Raw genomic sequence first — 6,047 nt, forward strand, 5'->3', positions numbered from 1 at the left:
TTTAAGGATTTTCAGGATGTGATTGTTAAGAATTATAACATAAGTTATAACTTATGTTATAATAAAAATATTTACTTGGGAAAAACCAGTTACATAAAAACATTATGGCTGATAAAATTTATCCTATTAATCCTGCAAAAATTGGTAATCAAAATGGGTTTCGTCTCCCGCAATCTTTTTTTAAAGATTATCCCCATTTAGCTAATGCTTCAGGTTATTTACAGGTATTATCCGATAACACATTGTTAGTAAAATTAGATACGAATGATACTAATAATGATGATGAAGATGAAAGTGTGATGTTAAGTTTATTTTTAGATTTTCTCATGCAAGATGCTATAAAAAATCCTGATAAATTGGTTATGTATACCCAGGAAATGAGCGAAGAAATAGATGATTTAGTAGCAAATGTAGAAATTGGGGAATAGGAAATGGAGAATAGGGAAGCTGCATTTACTTGTAATGGGTGGCAGATATTTTTCTACCCACTATTTAATAATCAATGGATAGAATTGCGTGATAAGGTGAAAAAATTAAAAGATGAATTACCCACAGAGGAATTTATCAAACATCCAGACGCGAAATTATTAAAAGCGTTAAATATTGGCATTAAAGAAAAAATTACCCAAGACCCTTTTGCGTCATATTTCATTTTACAAAAACCTTTACAAAAGTATGGTCGTCTCAAAAAAATGGGACTACCAGAAAGATATAGATTGTTTTTTAGGGTTTTTAAAGAACAAAAGATAATTATTATTTTGTGGTTAGGTTTTCCGCGTAAGGAAGGGGATAAAAAAGATTGTTACCAAGTGTTTACTAAAAAAGTTGAAAATGGTGATTTTCCTGAAAATGTGGATCAATTTATGATTGAATATATGAATGAAGCTAATTTAGATAATTTTAAATAGGGAATTGTCTGATAGCGTAGCGTGGCGTTAGCCATGTTTAGACAATAAATAAGAAAATTTCTCATAAAAATAGTCGGTTTTAACCGACTTTAGCTTTTAGACAGGGAATTTATTCCCTGGCTATTATAATGAGTTGACTATTAAGGTAAAAGTATTTTATAATGTCAACTATTCACAGACAATTTATCAAAAACATCCTGAAAATCCTTAAATCCTGGATATCCTGATTCTGACAAAATACTATTTACAAATAATAGATGATTGAACGCGGATAAACGCCGATAAACGCGGATTTTTAACAGATAATTAATTTTCAATTGTTATCCCATCCTGTACATCCTTAAATCCTGGATATCCTGATTCTGACAAATTATTCCCAATTCCCCAATTATGTCTACCGCCCGTCATCACGCTGAATGGTTATCTTTAGTTGAAGCTTCTGGTCCGTTTCTGAGTTTACCTGTACTTTTAAAGGCTTTTCCCACTGGTTTGGATGCCCATGATCCAGAACATTTAAAAATGTTACGGTTAGCTTATCAAGAATGGCAAGATAATCAAAATGGTGTGAAACCAGAGGTAGCAATTCATCGCGCTTGGGTGAATTTTGTTTTACAACAGACTTTAGAATTACCTGATGAAGTGCTATTAAAAGGGCAAAGTATCCCCACAGGTCTTTATGCTAATATTGCCCAACATGGTGAAACTTTACGTCCTGACTGGGTGGTAGTTGAACCTGCACCTCTGGGGGGAAAAGGAGGTGAGGGGAAAGTCCGGTTATTGGTGCAGATAGTCCCCGCTAACCAAAGTCTAGAAAAATCTTTAATTGATAAGCGTTGGAAAGCTAGTCCGGCTACAAGAATGATGGAGTTACTGCACGCTTGTAATGTGCGGTTGGGGTTGGTGACAAATGGCGAACATTGGATGTTAGTTAATGCACCCAGGGGAGAAACTGCTAGTTATATTTCTTGGTATGGTAGTCTGTGGTTAGAAGAACATATCACTTTGCGGGCTTTTAAAAGTTTGTTGAGTGCTTACCGCTTTTTTAGTGTTGATAATTCGCAAATTTTAGAACAACTTTTAGCTGATAGTCTCACAGACCAACAGGAAGTTACAGACCAACTGGGGTATCAAGTCCGTAAGGCTGTGGAGGTGTTGGTACAAGCTTTAGACCGCATAGACCAAGATAGAAACCGGACTTTATTAACAGGAATTTCCGAAACTCAACTTTATCAAGCGGCGTTAACTATAATGATGCGGTTGGTATTCCTGTTTTCCGCAGAGGAACGGGGTTTGCTATTGTTGGGCGACCCGATTTATGATCTGTATTATGCGGTTTCGACGATTCGGGAACAGTTACAGCAAAAAGCAGATAAGGAAGGGGAGGAAATTTTAGAACGCCGTTATGATGCTTGGTGTCGGTTGTTGGCAACTTTTCGGGCGGTTTATGCTGGTGTAGATCATGATAGTTTAAAGTTGCCGGCTTATGGTGGGAGTTTATTTAACCCCGATAGGTTTCCGTTTTTGGAAGGAAGGACGGAGGGGACAACCTGGGAAACAAGTTCAGCCGCACCTATTCCCGTAAATAACCGGATTGTGTTGCATTTGTTGGAAGCGTTGCAGATATTACAAATTAAAGTCGCGGGAACTGTAGAACCACGCAGGTTATCTTTCCGGGCTTTGGATATTGAACAAATTGGTCATGTGTATGAAGGGTTACTTGACCATACGGCAGTTAGGGCAACTTCCCCGGTGTTGGGACTGGTGGGGACTAAGTATCAAGAACCGGAAATTGGGATTGGGGAATTGGGAATAAAGAATGAAGAATTTAGAATGAAGAATTTAGAAATGGGAGTGGGAAATAAAAAGCCTAAGCTGGAAGATAATCAGGATTTGATTAAATTTCTCAAAAAAGCTACTGGCAGGTCAGAGACGGCTTTAAAAAAGGCTTTGCAGGTGGAATTGACAAGCTATGAGGAACAACGTTTATTAACCGCTTGTAATAATGATCTGGATTTGTTTAACCAGGTGCGTCCTTTGGCGGGGTTGGTGCGCTTGGATACCTTGGGTTATCCGGTGGTGATTCCTGCTGGTAGTGTGTATGTGACTCAGGGGACTGATAGAAGGGAAACGGGAACTCACTACACACCCCGGAATTTAACTGAGGAAATTGTCAAGTACACTTTAGAACCTTTGGTATATGAGGGTGTAGCGGAGGGGAAACCGCAGCAGGAATGGCGACTTAAATCTGCGGCTGAGTTATTACAGTTGAAAATATGCGATATGGCTATGGGTTCGGGGGCGTTTTTGGTGCAGACTTGTCGCTATTTGGCGGAAAGGTTGGTGGAAGCCTGGGAAAATGCGGAAAAGGCTAATCCTGGTAAGGTGGTGGTAGCGCCGGAGGGTACGTTGTCAAAATCTGTACCGCAGGAGTGCGTAATTCCCAAGGAAGCTGATGAACGCTTGACGGTGGCGCGGCGGATTATTGCGGATAGGTGTTTGTATGGGGTGGATAAAAATCCGTTGGCGGTGGAAATGGCGAAGTTATCTTTATGGTTGATAACGTTGCAAAAAAACCGTCCGTTTACGTTTTTAGATCATGCTTTTAAATGTGGTGATTCGTTAATTGGTGTGAGTTTGGAACAGTTGCGTTATTGGAATTTAGATATTACGGGAACACCGGAATTATTTGCAGATGAAATTCGCCGAGAAATTGATAAGGTGGTGGAGTTACGGCAAGAAATTGCGGCTTTACCTGTGTTGACTCCAGAAGACCAAAATCGCAAGGCGTTTTTATTGACAAAGGCTGAAGCAATTAGTTTTGATTTACGTCAAGGTTGTAATTTATTGGTGGGGAGTTATTTGAATAATTGGAATGAGAAGGAAAGGGAAGGTTTAAGAAAAACTTTATTAAATTCGTTTCGGGAAGGTGCGGATATTCCTGATGGTATGGGTAAGGCTTTACCTGATTTTGATAAGTTGTGTCCGTTTCATTGGGAGTTAGAATTTCCTGAAGTTTTTATTGATAGTTCTTTATCGTTGGTTGCTAATTCTGCGAGTTCTCAAAAATCAAAGTCGTCAAAATCAAAATCTACCAATTCTTCATTACCAACTGGTACTGAAGAAAGTCGAAGTGTTCCCGATTACCAAAAAGGTTTTGATGCTATTGTCGGAAATCCGCCGTTTATGGGTGGACAAAAAATTACTGGTAGTTTTGGTACAGAATATCGAGATTTTATTGTTAAATGGCTTGCAAATGGTAAAAAAGGCAGTGCCGATATTTCTGCTTACTTTTTTCTGCGTTGTATTCATTTATTAAAATCAAAATCAAGTACCCTTGGCTTAACTACTACTAGTGCAATATCAGAAGGTGATAGTAGAGAAGTTGGACTTGACCAAATTCTTAAAGAGAATATTTCTATTTATCATGCAGTGACTAGTGAAAACTGGAAAGGTCAAGCATCTGTAACTATTGTGAGAATTTGGATATATAAAGGTGATTGGAAAGGAAGTTGTCAACTTGATCAAGAAATTGTACCTAAAATAAATTCTTTTTTAACAGTACCTAACAAAGTTCAAGGAAAACATAACCGACTTTTGGCTAATTCAGGCAAGTCCTTTATCGGTTCTTATGTTCTGGGAACTGGCTTTATACTATCGCTTGAAGAAGCACAAACGCTTATTAAGAAGAATCCAAATAATCAAGATGTAATTTATCATTATTTAACTGGAGAAGATTTAAATTTTAATCCTGATCAATCTCCAAATCGTTGGGTAATTAATTTTAAAGATTGGCCTTTAGATGCTGAACATGATGATCCTAAAAAACCTAAAGGTAGACCTTATGCAAGTGATTATCCTGACTGTTTAGAAATTGTAAAAGAAAAAGTTAAACCAGAAAGAGATAAAAATAAAGATAAACAAAGGCGTGAGATTTGGTGGAGATTTACTCGTCCTACAATAGAACTTTATAGTACAATCGGAAAAATGGAAAGAGTATTAGCTATTTCATCACAAGCTACAAAATATGTAACTTTTGAATTTGTACCAACTCATTTTGTTTTTTCTCTTGCTATTGCCATTATTTCTTTAGATTCTTTTGATGGATTTGCAATGTTAAATAGTAATATTTATGAAATTTGGGTAAGAACTTATGGCTCATATAATCTTTCTCTGTTGCGTTACACTCCTTCAGATGTTTTTGAAACATTCCCCTTTCCCACATCAACAGCAAACCTAGAACAAATAGGCGAAAAATATTACACTCACCGCCAAAATATCATGTTAACCCGTCAAGAGGGATTAACCAAAACCTATAACCGTTTTCACAACCCCGACGAAACCAACCCAGACATAGAACAATTACGCACATTACACATAGAAATGGATAAGGCGGTAGCTGCTGCTTATGGTTGGGAAGATATAGAATTAGATCATGATTTTCATGAGACAAAACAAGGAATCCGGTTCACGATTTGCGAAAATGCGAGACGAGAAATATTAGATAGATTATTGCAATTAAATCATCAAAGATACGCGGAAGAAGTCGCCGAAGGTTTGCATGATAAAGGGAAGAAAAAAGCGAAAGGTGGGGGGAAGAAGAAGGTACAGGAGGAAGTGAATAATGATGTGAAACAGATTGAGATGTTTTAGGGAATGGGGAAATTGTCAGAATCAGGATTTCCAGGATTATAGGATTTACAGGATGTTGTTTTGATATTTTTTGTTTGGTGTTTGGTAATTGGTAATTGTCTGAATCAGGATTATAGGATTATAGGATTTACAGGATGTTGTTTTGATATTTTCTGTTTGGTGTTTGGTAATTGGTAATTGTCTGAATCAGGATTTCCAGGATTATAGGATTTTCAGGATGTTGTTTTGATATTTTTTGTTTGGTGTTTGGTAATTGGTAATTGTCTGAATCAGGATGTCCAGGATTATAGGATTTTCAGGATGTTGTTTTGATATTTTTTGTTTGGTGTTTGGTAATTGGTAATTGTCTGAATCAGGATGTCCAGGATTATAGGATTTACAGGATGTTGTTGATAAATTTTCTGTTTGGTGTTTGGTAATTGGTAATTGTCTGAATCAGGATTTTCAGGATTATAGGATTTTCAGGATGTTGTTTTGATATTTTTTGTT

The 6,047-nt window shown here is 37.1% G+C and carries 3 protein-coding genes; all 3 read left to right on the top strand.

The window, feature by feature from the left end; translation table 11 throughout:
• Positions 1-104 precede the first annotated feature (104 nt).
• The 3 genes from IQ226_RS08155 to IQ226_RS08165 all read left to right on the top strand — a co-directional run bounded on the left by IQ226_RS08155 (position 105) and on the right by IQ226_RS08165 (position 5,558).
• Positions 105-428 carry a hypothetical protein gene (locus tag IQ226_RS08155; protein ID WP_193894390.1) on the top strand — a complete coding sequence of 108 codons (324 nt, stop codon included), beginning with the start codon at positions 105-107 and terminating at the stop codon, positions 426-428.
• Between the two features lie 3 nt (positions 429-431).
• The gene (locus tag IQ226_RS08160) at positions 432-908 is read left to right on the top strand and encodes a type II toxin-antitoxin system YhaV family toxin (RefSeq protein WP_193894392.1); all 477 of its coding nucleotides are present in this window, start codon (positions 432-434) and stop codon (positions 906-908) included.
• Positions 909-1,298: 390 nt separating this feature from the next.
• The gene (locus tag IQ226_RS08165; protein WP_193894394.1) at positions 1,299-5,558 is read left to right on the top strand and encodes a DNA methyltransferase; all 4,260 of its coding nucleotides are present in this window, start codon (positions 1,299-1,301) and stop codon (positions 5,556-5,558) included.
• Positions 5,559-6,047 lie beyond the last annotated feature (489 nt).

This window comes from Dolichospermum sp. LEGE 00240, assembly GCF_015207875.1.
Lineage (GTDB): Bacteria > Cyanobacteriota > Cyanobacteriia > Cyanobacteriales > Nostocaceae > Dolichospermum > Dolichospermum gracile.